Raw genomic sequence first — 254 nt, forward strand, 5'->3', positions numbered from 1 at the left:
TCCTTTTTGTAAACAAATGGAGCTACGGATACAGACTTCCCATGCGTCCCGTATCAATACCTTTCCTTCAGGGAACTATTTTTGACGCAGGAGAAAAAGGGAATCCTAAAGATGATCCGAAATCATATGTAGACGGTATTAAATTACCTTATGCCAGAATTCTACAGTTTAATAAACCTCAGAAAAATGATGTAGTTGTTTTCAACTATCCTCAGGATTCTGTGCACACTGCAATCGATAGAAAAGACCCTTAC

General features: G+C 38.2%; 1 pseudogene. It reads left to right on the plus strand.

Going from position 1 to position 254, the window contains the following annotated elements:
* A pseudogene (locus tag SCA31_RS24520) lies at positions 1–254 on the plus strand (signal peptidase I); the annotation flags it as partial.

Source organism: Chryseobacterium sp. SIMBA_028, from assembly GCF_046535285.1.
Taxonomy (GTDB): Bacteria; Bacteroidota; Bacteroidia; order Flavobacteriales; family Weeksellaceae; genus Chryseobacterium.